The 19,335-nt window shown below is 45.2% G+C and carries 21 protein-coding genes; all 21 read right to left on the bottom strand.

What is annotated here, in order from left to right; all coding sequences use genetic code 11:
- Window positions 1-12: 12 nt before the first annotated feature.
- The 21 genes from MAHAU_RS15535 to MAHAU_RS04040 all read right to left on the bottom strand — a co-directional run bounded on the left by MAHAU_RS15535 (window position 13) and on the right by MAHAU_RS04040 (window position 19,292).
- A complete protein-coding gene (locus tag MAHAU_RS15535) occupies window positions 13-186 on the bottom strand; it encodes a YtxH domain-containing protein (RefSeq protein ID WP_013780466.1) in 174 nt (57 codons plus the stop codon).
- Between the two features lie 5 nt (window positions 187-191).
- The gene (locus MAHAU_RS04135; protein WP_013780465.1) at window positions 192-731 is read right to left on the bottom strand and encodes a PRC-barrel domain-containing protein; all 540 of its coding nucleotides are present in this window, start codon (window positions 729-731) and stop codon (window positions 192-194) included.
- An 80-nt stretch (window positions 732-811) separates the two neighbouring features.
- Complete coding sequence (locus MAHAU_RS04130; RefSeq protein ID WP_013780464.1) at window positions 812-1,777, bottom strand: ROK family protein; 966 nt, start codon at window positions 1,775-1,777, stop codon at window positions 812-814.
- Between the two features lie 3 nt (window positions 1,778-1,780).
- Window positions 1,781-3,430 carry a Na/Pi cotransporter family protein gene (locus MAHAU_RS04125; RefSeq protein WP_013780463.1) on the bottom strand — a complete coding sequence of 550 codons (1,650 nt, stop codon included), beginning with the start codon at window positions 3,428-3,430 and terminating at the stop codon, window positions 1,781-1,783.
- Between the two features lie 613 nt (window positions 3,431-4,043).
- Window positions 4,044-5,471, bottom strand: coding sequence for an FAD-binding oxidoreductase (locus tag MAHAU_RS04120; RefSeq protein ID WP_013780462.1), 1,428 nt, complete (start codon window positions 5,469-5,471; stop codon window positions 4,044-4,046).
- Window positions 5,468-6,490, bottom strand: a complete 1,023-nt coding sequence (locus MAHAU_RS04115; protein WP_013780461.1) for an electron transfer flavoprotein subunit alpha/FixB family protein — start codon at window positions 6,488-6,490, stop codon at window positions 5,468-5,470. The genes MAHAU_RS04120 and MAHAU_RS04115 overlap by 4 nt, the downstream gene beginning before the upstream one ends.
- Window positions 6,491-6,503: 13 nt before the next feature.
- Window positions 6,504-7,301 (bottom strand): electron transfer flavoprotein subunit beta/FixA family protein, encoded by a 798-nt coding sequence (locus MAHAU_RS04110; protein WP_013780460.1) that lies wholly within the window; start codon window positions 7,299-7,301, stop codon window positions 6,504-6,506.
- A gap of 37 nt (window positions 7,302-7,338) precedes the next feature.
- Entirely contained in the window at window positions 7,339-8,535 is a 1,197-nt protein-coding gene (locus MAHAU_RS04105; RefSeq protein ID WP_013780459.1) for an acetate/propionate family kinase, read from the bottom strand.
- Window positions 8,532-9,086 (bottom strand): BMC domain-containing protein, encoded by a 555-nt coding sequence (locus MAHAU_RS04100; RefSeq protein ID WP_013780458.1) that lies wholly within the window; start codon window positions 9,084-9,086, stop codon window positions 8,532-8,534. The genes MAHAU_RS04105 and MAHAU_RS04100 overlap by 4 nt, the downstream gene beginning before the upstream one ends.
- A 1-nt stretch (window position 9,087) precedes the next feature.
- Window positions 9,088-10,419, bottom strand: a complete 1,332-nt coding sequence (locus MAHAU_RS04095; protein WP_013780457.1) for a 4Fe-4S dicluster domain-containing protein — start codon at window positions 10,417-10,419, stop codon at window positions 9,088-9,090.
- Window positions 10,416-11,861, bottom strand: coding sequence for an aldehyde dehydrogenase (locus MAHAU_RS04090; protein ID WP_013780456.1), 1,446 nt, complete (start codon window positions 11,859-11,861; stop codon window positions 10,416-10,418). Before MAHAU_RS04090 ends, MAHAU_RS04095 begins: the two co-directional genes overlap by 4 nt.
- A 16-nt stretch (window positions 11,862-11,877) precedes the next feature.
- Complete coding sequence (locus tag MAHAU_RS04085) at window positions 11,878-12,156, bottom strand: BMC domain-containing protein (RefSeq protein ID WP_013780455.1); 279 nt, start codon at window positions 12,154-12,156, stop codon at window positions 11,878-11,880.
- Window positions 12,157-12,171: 15 nt separating this feature from the next.
- Window positions 12,172-12,435 (bottom strand): EutN/CcmL family microcompartment protein, encoded by a 264-nt coding sequence (locus MAHAU_RS04080; protein WP_013780454.1) that lies wholly within the window; start codon window positions 12,433-12,435, stop codon window positions 12,172-12,174.
- A gap of 11 nt (window positions 12,436-12,446) precedes the next feature.
- Window positions 12,447-13,079 (bottom strand): phosphate propanoyltransferase, encoded by a 633-nt coding sequence (gene pduL / locus MAHAU_RS04075; RefSeq protein ID WP_013780453.1) that lies wholly within the window; start codon window positions 13,077-13,079, stop codon window positions 12,447-12,449.
- 47 nt (window positions 13,080-13,126) lie between these two features.
- Window positions 13,127-13,405: a BMC domain-containing protein gene (locus MAHAU_RS04070; protein ID WP_041644326.1), complete on the bottom strand. Its 279-nt coding sequence runs from the start codon at window positions 13,403-13,405 to the stop codon at window positions 13,127-13,129.
- A 186-nt stretch (window positions 13,406-13,591) separates the two neighbouring features.
- Window positions 13,592-14,647, bottom strand: coding sequence for a class II fructose-bisphosphate aldolase (locus MAHAU_RS04065; RefSeq protein WP_245543956.1), 1,056 nt, complete (start codon window positions 14,645-14,647; stop codon window positions 13,592-13,594).
- A 55-nt stretch (window positions 14,648-14,702) separates the two neighbouring features.
- Window positions 14,703-14,981 (bottom strand): BMC domain-containing protein, encoded by a 279-nt coding sequence (locus tag MAHAU_RS04060; protein ID WP_013780450.1) that lies wholly within the window; start codon window positions 14,979-14,981, stop codon window positions 14,703-14,705.
- A 29-nt stretch (window positions 14,982-15,010) separates the two neighbouring features.
- A complete protein-coding gene (locus MAHAU_RS04055) occupies window positions 15,011-15,304 on the bottom strand; it encodes a BMC domain-containing protein (RefSeq protein ID WP_013780449.1) in 294 nt (97 codons plus the stop codon).
- A 5-nt stretch (window positions 15,305-15,309) separates the two neighbouring features.
- On the bottom strand, window positions 15,310-16,500 hold the full coding sequence (locus MAHAU_RS04050; RefSeq protein WP_013780448.1) for an acetate/propionate family kinase: 1,191 nt from the start codon (window positions 16,498-16,500) through the stop codon (window positions 15,310-15,312).
- A gap of 13 nt (window positions 16,501-16,513) precedes the next feature.
- Complete coding sequence (locus MAHAU_RS04045; protein WP_013780447.1) at window positions 16,514-17,935, bottom strand: aldehyde dehydrogenase; 1,422 nt, start codon at window positions 17,933-17,935, stop codon at window positions 16,514-16,516.
- 58 nt (window positions 17,936-17,993) lie between these two features.
- Window positions 17,994-19,292, bottom strand: coding sequence for a nickel-dependent lactate racemase family protein (locus MAHAU_RS04040; protein ID WP_013780446.1), 1,299 nt, complete (start codon window positions 19,290-19,292; stop codon window positions 17,994-17,996).
- Window positions 19,293-19,335 lie beyond the last annotated feature (43 nt).

Raw genomic sequence — 19,335 nt, 5'->3', positions numbered from 1 at the left:
TAACTCCCATCGTCATTCCATATCCATCATATCGCCTACGGTATCACCCGCTTTATTTACCATTTTTCGGCTAGTTTGCGCTATGCGCTTTCTGGTAGATGCATTGAGTTGCGGTAGTATTACCATACCGGCTGCTACCCCTATCATAGCGCCCATCATAAAGCCTCTAAAGTACTTATTGCCCATATATGTTACTCCTTTCTAATTTTTTCACTGTTTTGAAAGCCTAAAAGTTTCTTTAATCCCTTTCCGCCTTCATATACATTATTGTACTCCCATTCAGGTATTTTCATCCCTTTGCCATCGGATATTTCATTACCTGTTAGTAGAAGTATATTTCTACCTTTTATGATATCATCAACCAAGCTTGCCGATATTTCCACGCCATCTACCCGCTTTTTATTTACGTCCAATAGTATATCGCTTATACGGCCCACATACCGCCCTTCTCCTGTAATAACTGGCAAAGGTTCATCATCTGGAATCTTATGCAATGAAGTCACATCGATATCCTTAACACTGCGTATCTTAGAAGAATCGATGATTATGCTGTTATCGACACCTATCTCCAGATCTTCAAAAAATACCGCCATTTCTCTGCCATCGGTTGTCTCTATTATAAACCATACCGGCTCATTTATATTGTATAATACGGCTGATATAACACCGATCCTACCACCGCTATGTGCATCATAAGCCTGCGCTCCGATAATATCCTTACTCTTTTTCATATATCACACCTTTAAATTAAAAGTAAAAGCCTCTTTTCAACTATAGTTTGGCTGAAAAGAGGCTTTTAATTCTTGATAAATTATGGTAAATTTTCTTTCGCCAATGTACATGCACCCAACATGCCTGCTTCATCCAGCATCTGCGCCGCCACAAGCTTGTAATGCTGCCGCTGTACCACCATTGCCCGCTTATTCACAAAGTCTCTGGCGGGTCCTAGCAATCGTTCGCCAGCTTTGGAAACTCCTCCTCCTATGACCACCAACTCAGGATTGAATATATTCACTACATTGGTCAGTCCTATACCAAGATAATAGGCTGTTTCGGCCATTACCTGTCGCCCTACTTTGTCGCCTTGGTCATGGGCTTTATCTATCATATGTGTTCTCACTTTATCTATATCACCGTCACACATCTGCCACAATAGGCTATCGCGATTCTCCAACATCAACTCTTTGCAGCGCCGCATCATCCCGGTAGCCGACGCAAATACCTCCAGACACCCACGGCTACCACATGTACAGGCAGGGCCATCCTCTACTATGATCATATGACCTACCTCGCCTGCTGCTGACTGTGGACCGCGTAGCATTTTGCCATCTATTATTATACCTGCTCCCACACCGGTTCCAAGGGTAATCAATACCATGTTCTTTACGCCACGCCCAGCTCCAAAATACCATTCACCAAGCGCATTTACTCTTACATCATTGTCCATATATACAGGCACATTGAATCTGTCTTTAAAAGGTTGCACTACCTGTATATTCTCCCAGCTGAGATTGCCGGCAAATAATGATATTCCTTTTTCTATATCCATAAGACCCGGTATACCCAGACCTATACCCAATAGGTCTTCCTTACTCAGCTTGGATTCTTCCAACACATGGTCTATGGCATCCATCATACGTTCTATGACAGCATCCGGTCCTTCTTTAGCCAAAGTATCGCTCTTATATTTTGTTACAATATTATAGTTTTCATCGGTCAATACCGTTTGTATAGTGGTACCTCCCAAGTCTATACCAGCTATGTACTTTTCATTCATATATTAATCCTCCTGTCCAGCTATAATTGTTAATTTGTTATATTTTCCACTATGCTCGAGCACAGAAAACGCTATATTAACGGCATGATCGGATATACGCTCCAAATTATTAAGCATGTCGAGGTAAATTACCGCAGATGATGGCTGACATTGTCCCTTATTCAATCTCTCTATATGCGCCTCTCTGAAATTCTTAACCATATCATCCACTTCTTCCTCCCTTTGTTCTATACTTGCAGCCATAACCATATCATCATTTTTTAATGCATATACAGAATCTTTTAATATTCCAAGCACTTTATCATATAACCCTTCCAATTCCGATATGGCCATATTGGAAAATTCTAATCTGTTTTCCTCCTTATATTCAGCCAGTTCGGCGAGGTTTTCCGCATGATCTCCCACTCTTTCCAAATCATTTACTGTATGAAATAGCCCGGATATTTCTCCCGCTTGCTCCTCGTTAAGCGATATATTAGATAAATTCACAAGGTATTCCGTTATCCCATGATTGAGAAAGTTTATCAGTTCCTCATTCTCATATATAAGCTTTTGCTCTTGCTCATCAAAATCAAAGAATATGCTCATAGAAAGTTCAATATTTCTTATGGCCAGGTCAGCCATCCTGCCTACCTCTTTCATTATTTGTACTACGGCCACAGCAGGTGTCTCCAATATGCGCTGATCAAGATACTCAAATCGTTTTTCCGATATATATTCTGGTTTGCTGGGTATCACCCGTGAAGCTATATTCACCAACTGTTCAGCAAACGGAAAAAGTAAAATCGTATTGACGATATTAAAGATAGTATGAGCATTGGCTATTTGTCGGGCCACATTGCCAGGCGATAGCGATTGAATCAATTCAGTAAACGGTATAAATTGTATTATAAGTAAAAACGCAATAGTGCCTATTATATTAAAAGTTAGATGAACTATAGCCGCGCGTTTAGCAGTAACCGATGTACCTATGCTAGCCAACAAAGCTGTAATACATGTACCTATATTCATACCGAATAGTATGGGCAAGGCTACATCCAGACCCACTATGCCCTGGAACGCCATAGCCTGCAATATACCTATAGATGCGCTACTGCTCTGTATTATACCTGTAAAAATAGCACCGGCGGTTATACCATATAACGGATTTTTAAAATTGAGCAGAAAGCTTATAAATTGTTCATTTGATCTGAGCGGTGACATTGACTCGCTCATAATATCCATCCCTATAAACAATATGCCAAAGCCCGCTATTATCTCTCCCAAATGTTTTAATGACTTTTTAGGAGCAAAGAATATAAATCCCACTCCTATTGCTATGGCTATAGGAGCTATAGCGGTCAACTTAAAAGCTATAAGCTGAGCTGTAACCGTGGTGCCTATATTGGCTCCCATTATAACACCCGTCGCCTGCATAAGGGTCATTAGCCCTGCATTTACAAACCCCACTACCATAACAGTAGTAGCGCTGCTGCTCTGTATTATGGCACTAACTGCGGTTCCTATCAATACACCCATAAAGCGATTGGTGGTCAGTACTTCGATAAGCCGTTTAAGGCGATTACCAGCAGCCTTTTCCAGACCTTCCCCAAGCATCTTCATGCCATAAAGAAAAAGGCCCAATCCTCCTATCAGAGATATTATCATTTGCATAGCATGTACTTCCCATCTTCCTCCATTGTTTAAAATACGCTATAAGATGATACAATTACGGAGCTTATTATAATTACAACATATACCCACCTCTTTTTCATTTATAAAGGAATCGTTCAAGCCAACGATATTATACCAAACATACGGCCAACATGCTATAAAATTTTTGCATAACTGTGATTCGTAATATCTAACTGAAACGGGTGATATAAAGCGATGCAAATGATATAAAGCCGGAGAACGCCTTGAAATATTGCGTAGGCGTACTCAACGAGTGCAGCGCAGAGCAAGCGTAGGTCGGGCATGGACGCCCGACCAGCCGGCACTGAGCATGGACGCGAATTGCCGGCGTTAGCTTGCTCAAGCGAAACGAGTTGTAAGTACGCAATCATTACGTGGCATAAGGCTTGACATATATACTGAGCGGGCTTTTGAAGCGTAGGACCACAGCAATCTTTGATTGCGTAGTGGTCCAGCTTCACAGCCGTAGCGAGGTATATATGTCAAGCCAGTAGCGTGTGTAGGCTTTATATCATTGCATGTGCTGAATTTGCCATAGCACGAATCGAAGTTGCATAAAAAAGAGGCTGTTAAAGCCCCTTTTTTAATAGCCCTACTCCATATCGAATATCTTGCCGGGATTCAATATATTATTGGGATCAAGCGCCTTCTTTATTCTACGCATAACGTTGAGCTGATCTTCATTCATAACGAGCCTCATATAGTGCTTGCGTTTAGAACCTATGCCGTGCTCACCGCTTATGGTGCCACCCAATTGAGCTGTCAGTTCATACATTTCCGTCAATACTTTAGGCAGAATTTCGTGCCATCTTTCCATCGTAAAATCAGGATTCTTAACCACTGTAGCATGCAAATTGCCATCGCCGGCGTGGCCATAACACGGTATAGGCACATCGTATTTATCTATTATCTCCGCCAAGCCTCGCACAAAATCGGGTATATTGGATATTGGCACTACTATATCCTCCAAACTCTGATGCGGACTGACTACCTTAAATGCCTCGGCTACGTTGCGCCTTATCTTCCATATCCGTTCTATTGTGGTATAATTATCGGCCACATATACTTCTATAGCACCATTGGCTATACATAGCTCTCCTATAGTCTCATACTCGCTTTCGACCAGTTCCTTATTCTCACCATCGATCTCTATAAGCAACATTGCACCGGCCTCAGCCACCGGGATAGTTTCATTCAAATATTGACATGATGCCTTAAACGACGATTCATCCATGAATTCTATAGCGGTCGGTATTATACGACCATTGGTCATAACCTTTGGGACCACATTTATAGCTGTATCCACATCTTTAAATAAAACCAATAGGTCTGCAGCGGCTGTAGGCAACGGTAATAGCTTTAATACTATCTTCGTATATATGCCCAATGTACCTTCAGCGCCCACCATTAAGTGCACTATATCGTAACCGGTGACATCCTTAACGCGTTTGCCGCCAAATTCCACTATCTCGCCGGTAGGCATAACCATTTCCAAGCCATATATATAACGGCCGGTAACACCATATTTTATAGCCTTGCCTCCTCCGGCGTTCTCCGCTACATTGCCGCCTATAAAACAGGTTTCCAGGCTCATGGGGTAACCGGCATAAAATAAGCCGTCGTCCTTTATGACATTATTGATCTCATTTGTTACCACGCCTGGTTCTACCACGGCCATGAGGTTCTCTTTATCGATCTCCAATATGCGGTTCATACGCTCGACAGAGAGCAATATGCCGCCATACACTGGCACTGCCCCGCCCGATAAACCGCTGCCGGCCGCTCTTGGCGTTACCGGTATCATATATTCATTGGCCAATTTCATTATCTGCGATATTTCTTTGGCGTCAGCGGGTTTTACTACCACATCAGGCATATGTGCATATTCTTTTTCAGCCACCTCATCGTGAGCATAGTTTTCCATACGTTCCTGATCATCCCATATGACATTCTTTGAACCCACTATATCTATAAGTTTGTCCACTAACTCCTGAGTTACGGCATTATAACGCACACTCATTTTACCGCCTCCTGCTCACGTTGTGCTGCGCATTGTTTCAATTTCTCTATTAACACCGGCAATATGTCCATGGCATCGCCCACTATGCCAAAATCGGCCAATTTAAATATTTGTGCGTCCGGATCCTTATTTATCGCTACTATGGTCTCCGATGTCTGCATACCAGCTATGTGCTGTATCGCTCCGGAAATACCTATTGCCATATATAGTTTAGGTGTGACAGTCTTACCGCTTAAGCCGACTTGATGGGGATATGTAATCCAGCCGCGATCCACGACATCTCTGGATGCACCGACCGCACCCCCTAATACTTTGGCCAATTCCTCGATATATTTAAAATTCTCAGCTTTACCCACTCCTCTGCCACCGGCTACGACTACATCTGCTTGTTGCAAGGATATTCCCTGAGATTCATCTTCTATAAAGTCCAGTTTTTTTACGCGAGATACCAAACAACCATCCGGCAATACCGGCTTAATAATCTCACCTGTTCTTCCTGTATCTCTCGGCGCAGGCTTCATGGAATGAGGGCGCACGGTAGCCATCTGCGGCCTAGCCTCCGGTGTCTTTATCGTAGCCAATATATTGCCGCCTATAGCCGGCCTGGTTTGCAATAGGTTGCCCGTACCTTCTTCTATATCAAGTATAGTACAATCTGCCGTAAGGCCGGCTCGTTTTCTCATAGCTACATGCGGCAGCACTGTACGACCAGTAGATGTTGCACCTGCTATAACTATTTGCGGGTTATACGTGTCTATCATATAGCATAGCACGCTTGAATAAGGCTCCACTAAAAAATCTTTTAACACTTCATGTTCTATAAGATATACTTTGTCAGCCCCTCGGTATATCAACTCCTGCACTTCATCCGCAGGGATATCGTAGCCCATCAACACAGCGGCCAATGACACGTTCAGCTTATCAGCCAATGATCTGGCACGGTTTAATAATTCGTATGATACCGTTTGTATAATACCATTTTTTTGCTCGGCTAAAACCCATACCTCATTTAACTCCATGGCTCATCCCTCCTCATATAAGCTGCCTATCTTTAAGAAATTCTATCAATTCATCCACTGCCTTATTGATAGATTCGGCATCCCTCGCTACCAACTTTTTACCGTTGCGAGATACCTGAGGATGAAAGGTCTTTACAACGCGTGTAGGAGAACCCTTTAATCCGATATTGCCCGGATTAGCATCTATATCATCCGGTCCCCATACTGGCACGTCTATTTTTTTTGCCCTTTGTTTGCCTCTTAGCGTAGGCAACCTTGGATCGCTTATCTCTTTAACCACCGTTAGCAAACATGGAAGCGGCAGTTCCAACAGTTCATAACCGCCTTCTACCAATCGTTTTACCTGTATTCTATGTTCATCGATATAAACTATCTCGCTGGTAAATGTAGAGAGCGGGAGATCCAAAAATGAGGCTATACCCGGACCGACTTGGCCTGTATCGCCATCGGTAGCCCTTTCGCCGCACAATACAAGGTCAAATTCACCTATCCTCTTTATGGCCTGCGATAACGTATACGATGTTGCCCATGTATCGGCACCACCAAACTTTCTATCCGATATAAGCACGCCTTGGTCACAACCCATGGCTATGGCCTCTCTTATGGCTTCCATGGCCTTTTGCGGTCCCATCGACAATACGATTATCTCGCCGCCAAACTGCTCTTTGAGCCTTATGCCGACTTCTATAGCATAAAGGTCCAAGGGATTTATTATGCTCTCCACACCTTCACGTATCATGGTACCGGTTTTTTCGTCCATTTTCACGTTACCCGTTTCCGGCACCTGCTTTATCGGAATAACAATGCGCATATATAATCCTTTCTCATTTTAAGTATTTTCTTTTTTATCAATTGCCAGCTTGGGCTATAGCATATACCTGCCTAGCCACCATCAATTCTTCATTGGTCTCCACACACATTATAACAGCTTGCGAATTATCCGCCGATAATATATGTGGCACCGGTACACTTTCATTCTTGTCATCATCCAATTTTATTCCCAAAAACTCCATATCATCGCATGCCTTTTTTCTCACACCGGAGGAATGCTCGCCTATACCACCTGTAAAAATCAATACATCCAACCCGTTCATAACCGCTGCAAATGAGCCTATATATTTCTTTATATGGTAGCAAAAAACATCTAAAGCCAATTGCGCTCTTTCATTTCCATGCGCGGCCGCTTCTTGTATATCTCTCATGTCACCGCTAACACCGGATATTCCCAACAAGCCGCCGCGCTTTACCAATGTATCGCTTACCTCCTGCACGCTCATGCCAGTCATTTCTACAGCAAAAGGAAATACCCAAGGATCAAAGTCGCCCGGTCTGGTGGACATAATAGTACCGGACTGCGGCGTAAGACCGCTGCTTATTTCTACTGATTTGCCGTATTTGACAGCCGCTACCGACGTACCGCTCCCAAGGTGGCACGATACCATCTTTAATTGTTTTATATCTTTCCCCAATAAATCGGCTGCCGTTTCGGTCACATAACGATGCGACGTACCATGAAAGCCGTATTTACGTATACCATACGTTTCATACCACTCATATGGTATGCCATATATATAAGCATATGGAGGCAAGGTCTGATGAAAGTTTGTTTCAAATACAGCGAACTGCGGCACTGCGGGCAATAACTTTTGACAAGCCCGTATGCCCTTAACAGCCGGTGGCAAATGGACGGGAGCCAAGGGATAAAGCCTTTCTAATGCCTCGATAACCTCTTCATCGATAATAGTTGGCTTATTAAATCGTTCAGCTCCATGGGCGAGTTTATGGGCTATCGCGTCTATGCCATTATCCTCGGCGATAATATCGTCCTCTTTTAATTTCTCCATCAGTATCTCTATACCTGTGATAAAGGTGGCTTCCGGCACCGACTGGCTTAATCTTTTGTCATCTCCTACCATATAACTGAGTATGGCTTGCGGCGTATTCATGCGGTCTATATCAGCTTTAGCCAAGGTATTCTCGCCAGGCATTTCTATAAGCTGGCATTTCATCGATGAGCCGCCACAATTTAGACACAGTATCTTCATACCGTCATCTCCCAAAGCTTCGGATCAGGATTCGGGATAACCGCCGTACTCACCAGGAATCCATCCTCCCTGACAGATGCTGCACCGGCTTCAACCGCCGCCGTAACAGCCCCTACATCACCGGTCATGAGCACAAATGATTTACCTCCCATTCCCCGAGCTATCCTGACTTCCAACAGTTCTACCGCCGCCGCTTTGGCTGACGCATCGGCCGCCACTATGGCCGACGCCACAGAAAATGTCTCTATTACACCCAACGATTCCAGCTCGTCTATAGGCGTCGCTCCATTTAGGGCGGGAAACACATCATCATGCACATTGGCCAAAACAAAACTGTCTATGACATTTTCAGCAAAATCGTTTACGCCTCTATCCACAGCGCTTTGTACCGAACCAACGTCGCCGGATATAAGCAATATATATTTACCTGGGCATAACACAGTGGCTTCTATAACATCGACGTTTGCTGTTTTTATCATATTATCGGCAGCTACTAATCCCATGGCTATACTTTTAAATTCCACAAGACCTATTGCTTTTTTCCCGTTCATACTAGTCGATCCCCTCTATCACTATTTCTTGGCCCACAGCTTTGACTATACCGGATATGCTGGCATGCAGGTTTGCTCCAAGTTGACCCTCGGGTACCGAGCCTATAAGCTGGCCTTTTTTAACCCTATCGCCGGTGTTGACCAAAGGCGTTACAGCTACTCCGGTGCTCTGTTTAAGTGGTAACGATACCCTTTTTACAATTTGTTCATCCATTATCAATGGCGCCGGTTTATTATATTGGTTTAGTCCCAACCTTGCTATAAGCCTCTCCACAGGTATCAGACGCCCGTCGCGAAATGGATGTGCTACCAGATCTGCATTATGATGAGGGTTTTTAAATCCTCTCTTGGCCAGTTCCTCTTTTATAGCTATGTTTATGTGCCTCGGTGAAAGGTCCAAGGGGCAGGCAAACATATCGCATACGCCACATTCGCTGCATAAAAGCGCCGTGGTTATGGCCGCGCTATCAGTGGTAACACCATGTGATACCGCCCTTATGGTCCTGTGCGGCTCTATGCTGTGACCTATAAGATGACGCGGACATAAGTCCGTACATTCCTGGCATTGGCAGCACGATGCCATACCGCGCTTAACAGCCAGACCAGGCCGTTCTTGTTTGATAATAGCCAGGCGATGCATAGATGGCAATACTATAAAGCTCTTGGTAGTCTTGGTAACAACAGCACTGCTATATGAAATCAGTTTACCCATCATCGGTCCGCCATCTATAACAACAAAAGGTTCTACCAAAGGGCCCCCGGCAAACGATATGGCATCTCTGGCCGATGTGCCTATAGGTACTCTTACTGTTATAGGATCGCGCACTGCACCGGTTATAGTAACAAATTTTTCGGTGAGCGGCAAACCATGTATGGCATTGTATATATTAAAAAGCGTTTCCACATTCACGACCACTACGCCCACCATCAGCGGTATTCCGCCTTCAGGTACTAATCGGCCGGTTATATCATATACCAATATCTGCTCATCGCCGGCCGGATAGACATCGCGCAATATGCTTATCTCTATACCATCATAATGCGGTAGCAACTGCTCCACGGCGTGTATAGCCTCTTTGTATTTAGGCTTAAGACCTATATAAGCCTTTGAAGCATGGCAGGATATCATTACAGCCTGCAATGCCTGCAATATCTCATCGGCCTTGCCTGCCATAAGCTGCTGATCTACCCTAATCAATGGCTCACACTCAGCCCCGTTGACTATGACCACGTCTGCGTTAGCGTTTATCTTTACATGAGTGGGAAATCCAGCCCCGCCGGCACCAACCACACCCGCATCGAAAACCATGTCCTGTATCTGCTTATCAGTCATTTTATACTGAGCGACCCCCCAAATACTGCATTCCTTTCCCTTGTATAAGTTCTAGGCGATGTAATGCCTTCCCCTGTAGGCCCAGCCACCGTCATGGTGGGTTTACCTATGCCATCGCCGCCAAGACCAGTATAGGTCGGTACATTGATTACCGTCAAGGTAGCCTCGATAACTTGAGCAAATCTGGCTGCCCGTTCATAGTCCTTTGTATATATAGCCGCTGTATGCCTGAAACCATGCTCCATTGCTACGGATAATTGCAAAGCTTCTTCAAAATCCCTGACTCGTACTATCGGCAGTATAGGCATAAGCTGCTCCAGCGTAACCAATGGATGATCTGCAGAAACTTCCATAATTATCGCACGTATCTCATCGCTTATATTTATACCGAGCTCTCTAAGTATCACAGACGGGTTCTGCCCAACGAATTTACCGTTTATGTGTCCGTCTGTTACGACCAGTTCGGTTATAGCGTCTATAACATCCCCGCGCGCTATATAATTTCCATTACGTTCCATCGCAGCTATCAATTCATCGCATATGCTTTGTACGGCAAAAACCTCTTTTTCTGATATGCACAGCATATTATTGTCAAACGAGGCTCCCAACACAATGTTTTTTGCAGCCAATTCAATGTTAGCGGTTTCATCCACTACTACTGGCGGATTACCCGGACCTCCGGCTATACATTTCTTACCGCTAGTCATGGCTGCTTTTACCAAAGCAGCCCCGCCGGTAGCAACTATGAGCTTTACATCCTTATGTGCAAAGGCCTTATTGACATTATCCACGCTGGCTGTCCGCGCCGTCACTACCACATTGGCCGGGCCTCCAACTTCTGTTATAGCTTTATTAAGCAAGCTTATAGTTTCAAGAGATACTTTCAAAGCCCTTGGATGTGGGGCAAAGTAAACGGCATTGCCGGCCGCCACCATAGCTATACTATGATTTATAAGCGAACTGGTAGGATTAGTAGTCGGTTCCACTGAAATCACCAGGCCAAATGGACCGCGCTGAGTTAGTATCATGCCTACATCGCCTACATCCAACTTTTGTTCGAGGTCTTCGACGCCCGGCGTCAATAAAGCGGCATTCCTATTCTTTACTATCTTATCTTGATATCGGCCCAGCCGCGTTTCTTTCCATGCCATCTCGGCCAATCTTTCCGCATTCTCCAAGCATATTTTACGCATAGATGATATAATCTGCTTGCGTTTTTCCATACCCATATCGACCAATTGCCTCTGAGCCTTAGCAGCAGCATCCAACGCTGATTCAACATCATCGAATATGCCGTCTTGCCGCATGGTTTCATTCGCTTCCCATGCAACATCAGCGTAAACCTCTTGCTTATCCTGTACACTATCTTCAACGGCAATCAACTCAGGCGCCAACTTTTTCAATACAGCTTCTACTATGCCTGCTATTTTATCTTCTTGCACAATAAACTACATCCCCTCATTTACTGACCGGGAGCATGCTTTCTACGTCTGAATGAGGCCTCGGTATAACCACCGCGGCTATAAGCTGACCTAACGGCTTAGCCGCTTGAGCCCCCACCTCTACAGCGGCGGTAACGGCTCCTACGTCGCCGCGGATGAGTATACATACAAAGCCTGATCCCACTCGGACATTACCGACAACTTCTATATTGGCCGCTTTGGCCATGGCATCGGCTGCTTCTACAGCCGCTACCAATCCCTTGGTTTCAACCATTCCTAATGCATTTCCATTCATATATGCCAACCTCTCTTATAAACGTAATGAATCCGCGTTGTCTACAATGCCTACTATAGCAGCATCTATGGGAGCTTCCTTTTTCCCAACGGCTACCCTGGCGGCACCGCCTACTGCCACCAGTACCGTTTCACCCACGCCGGCGCCTACATTATCTACAGCCACCATAGGCTTGTCATCGCTGCCATATAACGGCTCAACTATGAGTAACTTTGAGCCCACCAACTGCTCATGCTTTCTAGTAGATACCACATTGCCGACAACCTTGCATATGATCATATCATCTCTCCTTACAGCATTATCTCGACGAGGTCCCCGCAGCGCACTCCTATGGCATTGGCATCGTCGGTATCTATGTGCATCTCAGTATCGAATTTCTCATTGACGCGTATCTGTACATTATACAAAACTGCTCCCTTTTCTCCTCCTGCTCTGACAGTAACGTAATCGTTATCTTTTAATCCTATAGGTTCAGCATCGGCCGGCGTCATGTGTATATGCCTATTAGCCAGAATACACCCTTCTTTTAGATTTAAAGCACCTTTAGGGCCTACCACAACTATACCAGCTGATCCATCAACATCACCCGACGGACGTACCGGCGGGTTAACGCCCAACCTTACGGCATCGGTCCGTGCAATCTCAACCTGCGTTCGCTTGCGTTCAGGCCCTAGTATGCGCACCCGTTCTATCGTCCTCAAATTGGGTCCTACTAATGTTACCGTTTCTTCAGATGCAAAATCATCGGCCATCAATGGCTTTAGTTTATGCAATTGATATCCCTTGCCAAACAGTGTATCCAAATCCTGCCTGGAAACATGAATATGACGCGCCGACACCCCTACCGGCACGCGGCGCTTTTGATATTGTAGCTCCTCTATAACAGCTTTAGTTATCAATTCCAACAACTTATCCCTGTCCACGGAATTATTCACCTCCCTAAAGATACAGACTTAAAAAGTAACGCAACTTATTTTATTTGCGGCAATATCTTAGCTATATCTTCATGGGGTCTGGGTATAACATGAACAGCTATAAGCTCTCCTAAGCTCTTGGCGGCCTGGCCTCCTACTTCCGTAGCTGCCTTAACAGCGCCTACGTCGCCGGTAACAAATACCGTCACCAAGCCAGAGCCTATTTTCTCTACGCCCACCAGCGTCACGCTGGCTGCTTTTACCATAGCATCAGCCGCCTCTATCGCCGCTGTTAAACCTTTGGTTTCTACCATTCCCAATGCTTCGTTTATCATGATTATAACCTCCTTGTTCTTCTTTTCGCTATCAGATTTTCTGGGACGCCCTCGCCGCTTATAGCTATTATCGGGAGGGACTGTGCCCTGTTCGAGCTGCACAGCCGTCTGGCCTTCAACCGTCATGTCATCATATTGGCCCTGTAACACATCATCTTCAGCCATTTTAAAACTCACCTACCAAATTCAATCTTTTTGACAACCGCAACTGCAACCGCCTGAATGTGTGCAGGAAAATGCACAGGCTTTACCGTTGCTGCCAAATATCTCAATCTTATGCTTAACTTCAGCCTTTATACCGCTTATGGTCGCTGTTATAACGTCCGGATAATTCAGCTCGGATGTATTATATACACCCTCACCCTCTTTCAACTGAAGCAAAACCCTTTGCACTACCCGCTGCACTATAGCCTCCTGACTATTTTCATGATATAGATTTGGCTTATCCATCTTGATAAGGCATTCATCCGAAAAAGCACCAGTGCAACTGGGTTTATCGCATAGACATACACTGTCTTGGAGCGTATTGACCGCCGCCAGCGACATATCAGTAAATATATTTATTTTAGATATCCCTCTGGCTATCGCATTTTGAAAATCCTGATCACTTAATCCCGAGCCACCATGCAATACCAATGGTATGTTTACACGTTTTTTAATGGCTTCCAGCCTATCAAGGTCCAACTTGGGCTGCGATCGGTAAACACCATGCACAGTACCCACTGCTACAGCCAATGCATCAATGCCAGTACGCAAAACAAAATCGGCGGCCTGATTCACATCGGTATAAAAAGCTGACGGATCATCTTGGCCTCCCAGTCCGCCTTCCGCTCCACCAACATGACCTAATTCGGCCTCCACTGATACATTCAGTATCTTGGCAATTCGCACCACTTCTTGCGTGTTGCGCACGTTTTGCTCGTAAGGTAGCATGGAACCATCATACATAACCGAGGTAAAACCGTAGTGCATAGCCTTTACTATGCCTTCGAAACTTTGGCCATGATCGTAGTGCACTGCTACTGGAATAGAAGCCTCTTTAGCAGCTTTGACCATCATCGGCGCCAATGTTTCTATATCCATGTAGGCTTTGTGTACTTCTGCAAAGCCCAATATCACCGGAGAATTTTCTTCTTCGGCCGCTTCTATGATGGCTTTCAACATTTCAAGATTTATAACATTGAACATGCCGACGCCGTACTTGCGCTGATCGGCATCGGCTAAGATCTGCTTGAGCGTCATCAATGGCAATATCATCACCTCCTAAATATTTATAGTCACTATGCCATCGAGAGCTTTACTTTATAGACGGTAATATCTTGGCTATATCGCTGTGAGGCCTGGGTATAACGTGAACAGCGATAAGCTCTCCCAACCTCTTAGCAGCTTGACCTCCTACCTCTGTAGCCGCCTTAACAGCGCCTACGTCGCCGCTAACGAATACTGTCACCAAACCTGAACCTATTTTCTCTACGCCCACCAGCGTTACGCTGGCCGCCTTTACCATGGCGTCAGCCGCCTCTATCGCCGCCGTTAAACCTTTGGTCTCCACCATTCCCAATGCATCATTATTCATAGTTCATCTTTTTCCTTTCTCAAATAAATTTAATCAACGCCTTCAGCCTTCTTTGCCTTTAAGAGTGCATCTATCTCTTCGGCTGGCTTCGGAATCACCAGTTTGCTATACACGCTGCTTACGCGATTCGCAGCCTCCGCAGCCGAATCCACAGCAGCATTTACAGCTCCTACATTCCCTATAAATCTAACGGTAACCATACCGCTGCCTTTAGACGGCTCATACCCTAATAAGGTTACATTAGCCGCCTTGACCGCAGTATCAGCAGCCTGCATGGCAGCAGCGAATCCAACAACTTCCACTATGCCCAGTGCATAATTCACAGCCCTCACCTCCCCTCTCTATCGATCAAATCGTATGTTTGTTGTGCTATAACCAACTCTTCATCCACAGACACCACTACAGCTTTTGTTTTGGAATCCTCGGTGGTTATAAAACGCGGGCCAATCCCAGCGTTATTTTTTTCTTGGTCCAATTCTATACCCAAAAATTCAAGGCCCTGGCACACTTTCTGGCGTATATGTGATGATTTTTCGCCTATCCCGCCTGAAAAAGCCAAAACATCGAAACCTCCCATAGCAGCGGCATAGGCGCCGACGTACTTTTTACAGCTGTATACAAATGTATCTATAGCCAGCCGAGCACGCTCATTGCCCGTGGCTGCTGCCTGTTCCACCTCTCTTAAGTCGTTGCTGACGCCCGATATGCCCAGCCAGCCGCTCTGTTTATTCAGCACATCGTCCATCTGATCGGTCGATAAACCCTCTTGTCGCATTATGTAGGTAACCGCTGCCGGATCTATATCGCCGCTGCGCGTGGATTGAACCAAGCCCTGCAATGGCGTAAGCCCCGTGCTCACATCCACTGAGCGTCCGTACTTCATAGCGTTAGCGGTGGTGCCGCTGCCCAGCATAAGCGATATTATGCGCAGTTCGTTTAGGGGCTTTCTCATAATTTGGGCAGTACGCTCGGTTATATCGGTAAAAGCTATGCCGTGGAAACCATAACGCCGCACACGATATTTTTCATAGTATCTATACGGCAACGCATAGGTATATGCATAATCCGGTAATTTCTGATGCAATGCAGTGTCAAACAAGCCCACCTGCACTATGTCAGGCATCAACTGCTTACAGGCTTCTATACCAAGAGCATTGGGCGGATTATGCAGCGGTGCTAAAGGCGCATATTCTTTCAATGTTGACAAAACCTCATCATCTATGAACACAGCACCTGTATATCTTTCGCCGCCATGTACCAATCTGTGGCCTATAGCATCTATAGCGCCTATCGAGTCATCATCTGTCAAAGTGCTTAACGCCATGCTTATAGCCGCTTTATGATCCGATATAGGCATTACCCTTTGCTGTGCTTCCTGACGAGCAGAACTGTAATGCAATACAGCATCGGTTTTGCCTATGCGTTCCACCATACCTTTAGCTATCACCCGCTCGCTCGGCATATCGAATACCTGAAACTTGACCGACGAACCTCCACAATTCAATACCAAAATATTCATCTTTCGGCCCTCTCTACACAAAATGAAAGGCGCCGCCCAATACGATACGTTCCTGGCGCGTAAAATGGCGCGGCGTACAGAATCCCTCGCCGGTCGGCCCGGTCAAAGTATGGGCATATACCAATGTTTTGGATTGAGGATCCATGCATGAATAAGATGGAGCATTTACCACCAGCACCGTCACTTGCATGGCACGCGCGTATTCTGTTATACGGTTTATATTATTGGAATGCAATATGGCGGTATGGCCGTCTCCATGCTCGGCTTTAACAGCCCATTTTACAGCCTCGTCGAAATCTTTGACCCGTACTATAGGTAATACGGGCATAAGCTGCTCTATCATTACCAGCGGGTGTTCCGGCGGCGCTTCGAATATGACGGTGCGCACATCATCGCCCACTTCTATGCCTATCTCTTTTAATATCACCGATGGATTCTTACCTACAAGTTGGCCGTTCGGCTTGCCGTCTTTTATAGTAACACCCGTTAAATTAGCAACATCTTGGCCTTTTATAAGGTATGCGTTATTTTTTTGCATTTCAGCTATAAGCCGATCTACTACGGATTCTACTACAAATACCTCTTTTTCAGCTATACATAGCACATTGTTGTCATAGCTTTCGCCGTCTATTATATCCTTAGCCGCTTTGGCTATGTCGGCCGTCTCATCCACTACTACGGGCGGATTGCCCGGTCCGCCGGTTATAGCCTTTTTGCCGCTCTTTAACGCTGCTCTTATCACGCCTTCCCCTCCGGCTGCCGCTACCATCTTTACATAAGGATGAGCGTATACTTTATTGGATGTCTCCATATCCGCCTTATCCACGGCCACCATGAGGTATTTAGGCCCACCGGCTTCGACTATAGCCTTATTGAGCGCCTTCATGGCCTCTAATGTGGCAGCCTGAGCTTTGGGATGAGGGCATATAAATATGGCGTTGCCCGCTGCCAGCATGGCTATGGCATGGTTTATAACAAAGGCCGTCGGGTGAGTGGAAGGCATGAGCGAAGCTATGACGCCCATAGGCCCATACTCTACTATGACAGAGCCGCCATCGCCGCTTAAAAATTCTTTCTGAAGGTCCTCTATGCCTGGCGTCAACATAGCGGCGTTTCTGTTCTTTACCGTTTTATCTTCAATCCGCCCATAGCCCGTGACCTCGTGCGCTATCCTGGCCAGATGCTCGGCATTTTCCACGCCGGCCGTTCTTATGGCGCTTATAATCTCATCGCGTTTTGATATGGGCATGGCGGCGAATTCTTTCTGCGCTTTATTGACCACCTCCATAGCCTCGTCGACATCGGTGTATACACCCCAGTTGTCGTTTGCTTTTACTACGGATTGTCGTGCCGATGCAATGACGTGATCATCGTCTTGAATCTCTTTCAGCACTTGTTCTACTATTGATGCTATCAAGTCTTCATTAAAAGCCATCGTTTATTTTCTCCTCTCTTAAAACTTCTTCTTTTATATGCATACATTGCTGTTAATATTATAAAGCATTACCAGACAGATACGGTATAACATACGGCCCCTCGGGTATGGCTAAAATAGTAGAATCCTGCCCATGCACCTCCAATGCACGCGCTATGCCTTCTTCAGGCGATGCTACTCTCGAAGCGAATGTCAGATCAAAGTTATCAAAATCGGACGAATAGAGCATTATATTTACCTTCTTCAATGCCTTTACCAATTCCTCTACTTCCCACTGATCCACTGTAAAGTTTTCTATATGGGATATGCGCCCGATAAAGGCATCGTAATTCCCTATAGCCTTGAGCTGTTTTAACACATCTACAAACGATGCGCTGCCCAGCCCCTCGCTGCACTCCGACAGCATGACGATAGTGCCACCATCCTTTATGACGTTGAGCGCTCCTATAAATCCTTTGACGGTTTGGTAATATGTCTTATCCAAAGGATATCCTGCCGTTGATGTGACAACTATATCAACAGGCCGGCTTACATTGTTTAATACCACGCGGCTATACTTATCTGCAAAAGATACACCGGCCGCATGAGCCGCTTCAAGTTCTCCGCAGAAGATGCCGCTTATTCGCCTATTTTCATCTATAACTACGTTTGCTACGAAATCTACACCTGCTTTTTTTGCTATCTCGGTTGCTTCTATGTGAAATGGATTGCCTTCGACAATACAATTGCCAGCTTTAGGGTGTTCTAATATACCAGGCATATGCATGTATTTGACCGTTTCTATAGATGATATGCCCGGGCATATAGACTTTCGGCCGCCTGAGTAGCCGGCCATAAAATGAGGTTCTATAAGACCGGTTATAATCTTTAAGTCGCTTTGTACATAATACTTGTTAACGTAGATAGGTATATTGTTTATAGATGTCCGCCCTAAATAGGCCATATCGTCCATCTTCTGTGAATAATGGTTGATTACACGATAATTATCCACTATATCTTGTCCAAGGAGCTCTATCATTTCATCGTCTAAATTAGGTCTATGTATGCCCGTGGCTATCAGGATGGTTATATCATCCTTCGATATACCCGCTGCCTCAAGGCAGCGTAGTATAGGCGGCAAAAGCAGCTTGTTCGGCACCGGCCTTGTAATATCCGATACCACTATGCAAGCTGTGCGCTTGCCCTTGGCCAATTCATATAATGGTAAGCTTGCTATGGGATTGAAAATAGCTTCTTCAATGGCCTTATCTGCGTTATCTATGATCGGCATAGTATGCTTGCGTACTATTCCTGCAAGATTCTTGTCGGGTATATCCACATTTATACCTGTTTTCCCATATAAGAAACGGGTTTTCATCTGCGCTACATCCTTTACATCTTATATGCTTCATTTTATCAAT

It is taken from the genome of Mahella australiensis 50-1 BON, from assembly GCF_000213255.1.
Taxonomy (GTDB): Bacteria; Bacillota; Clostridia; order Mahellales; family Mahellaceae; genus Mahella; species Mahella australiensis.
This window is presented reverse-complemented; position numbering and strand designations above follow the sequence as displayed.